2 protein-coding genes and 1 pseudogene are annotated in these 2,005 nt (G+C 51.6%); all 3 read right to left on the bottom strand.

The annotated features are described in order from the left end of the window. Positions 1-206: pseudogene (locus UF75_RS25520) on the bottom strand (cobalamin adenosyltransferase); the annotation flags it as partial. A 44-nt stretch (positions 207-250) separates the two neighbouring features. Beyond that, positions 251-562, bottom strand: coding sequence for a BMC domain-containing protein (locus UF75_RS25515; protein ID WP_045577318.1), 312 nt, complete (start codon positions 560-562; stop codon positions 251-253). Between the two features lie 145 nt (positions 563-707). Beyond that, positions 708-2,005, bottom strand: a 1,298-nt coding sequence (locus UF75_RS25510) for an aldehyde dehydrogenase family protein (RefSeq protein ID WP_052693681.1), incomplete at its 5' end; no start/stop codon positions are given.

Genomic DNA, 2,005 nt, shown 5'->3' with positions numbered 1-2,005 from the left:
TTACTTCTACCGATACTTTGGGCTACATTGGAAAAGGTACTCTTATTGAGGTCCTGAAGTCCGTTTCCTTCAATTTGAACCTCGATTCCTTTAGAACGGATAAAATCCCGCGCTGAGGGCGTGATCACGCTTCCGGGCGGTAGTACGATCAGGCTCGCTTTAGTTTTATGCCAATTGGCTCTAAGTTCATATTCTGTGACGATCAAGTCCTCACCTCTCACTGCAGAAGTCGGAGTTCAGATGCCCGAGGTTATTTCTCTCCATAACTTTTGTTGTCACCGACGGGCAAAATGAACTCAACGTCTTGGTGCGGACGCGGTATAACGTGGACACTGAGGAGTGCTCCGACTCGTTGGGCTGCTGCGGCTCCTGCATCAACTGCGGCTTTGACCGCTCCGACATCTCCTCGAACCATGACTGAGACGAGTCCTCCTGAGACGTGCTCTTTTCCACACAAGGTGACATTAGCTGCTTTTAACATCTGATCCGCTGCTTCGATCGCGGGGATCAATCCTTTGGTTTCTATCATTCCAAGTGCGATTACACTTCGATCTTGTGCCATTTTGTTCCCTCCTGTATTTCGAGGCTCGAGGTTCGATGTTCGAGGCTCGATAATTAATTAATTTTAACTATAAATTTGAAGATCTTTGAAGCAATGCGCGAGGTTCAATGTTCAAGGTTCGATCTTAATCAATCACGTTTTCACACTAACACTTCATGCCATTGAGGTGCTGCATGACTTGTTTAATAATTTCTTGGACTAACTGGGCATCGACTTGCGGCGATTGTGCTTGATTTTGAGTTTGATTCTGGTTCTGGTTTTGAGTTTGGGTTCTCTCACTGCTTCCCTTTAGGTTCATGGGGTCGACGGGTTTGCGGTCTGGAATTTGTTGATGCCAAGCAACTCGTTTGATGTTCAACAGGTGCTGGGGTGTGACGTTTTCTGAGACGCTCGAGCCTGCCCAAGTTCCACACCCGAGGGTGAAGGAGGGGGCTAGGCCGGTGGTCGCTCCGACGCCGCCCATGGCTGCTGGGGTGTTGATCAGGAGTCGGTTGACGGGTTTCTTAAGCGCAAATTCTCGGATGATTTCTTCATTATTACTGTGCATGGCCAGACTATGGCCCACTCCGCCCGCTTCTAAGAGTTGAAAGCAGCGCTCGCACCCTTCATGCCAGTCGGCAACTCGGTAAAAACCAAGGACCGTGGTGAGCTTTTCGTAGGATAAGGGCCATTGTGGACCGACTCCGCTTAAGGGGGCAACTAAGCATCGGGTTCGATCTGGGATACTGATTCCGGCGAGTTGAGCGATGAATTTCGGGTCTTTCCCGACGACTTTAGGGTTGACGCCTCCGTTGGGGAGCATCACTACTTTAGAGACGTTGGCGACGTCTTCAGGGTCGAGAAAGTGAGCGCCAAAGCGTTTGAGGTGATTGATCAGTTCGTCGACGATACAGTCTTCGGCGACGATGGATTGTTCGGAGGCACAGATGGTTCCGTTGTCAAAGGTTTTGCCCATGATGATGTATTCGGCAGCTTTAGCTAGGTCCGCACTGCGTTCGACGAAGGCTGGCACGTTTCCGGGGCCGACCCCGAGGGCGGGTTTCCCGCTGCTGTAGGCGGCTTTGACTAACGCGCTTCCACCGGTGGCCAGGATCATGGCAACGCTGGGGTGTTTCATGAGTTCTTGGGTCGCTCCCATGGAGACGTTGAGGATGCATCCGATCACCCCTTCGGGTGCTCCGGCGGCGACGGCCGCTTGATGCATGATTTTAGCTGCTTCATTCGTGCAGCGGACTGCGCTGGGGTGCGGAGAAAACACGATCGCATTGCGGGCCTTGAGTGCGATCATGGCTTTGTAGATCACGGTTGAGGTCGGATTGGTTGTGGGTATGATTCCCGCGATGACTCCGACCGGTTCGGCGATTTCCCACAGCTTTTGTTCGGCGTCTTTTCGAATGATTCCCACCGTTTTCATAGGCTTTATGAAATCATAAACCGTTCGTG

This window comes from Desulfosporosinus sp. I2, assembly GCF_000960765.1.
Classification (GTDB): Bacteria; Bacillota; Desulfitobacteriia; order Desulfitobacteriales; family Desulfitobacteriaceae; genus Desulfosporosinus.
The sequence above is the reverse complement of the archived record's forward strand: the minus strand, read 5'-3'. Positions and strand labels throughout refer to the sequence as shown.

Coding starts and splice junctions, on each gene's coding strand:
- UF75_RS25515 (WP_045577318.1), bottom strand. CDS start 562: ATGGCACAAGATCGAAGTGTAATCGCACTTGGAATGATAGAAACCAAA.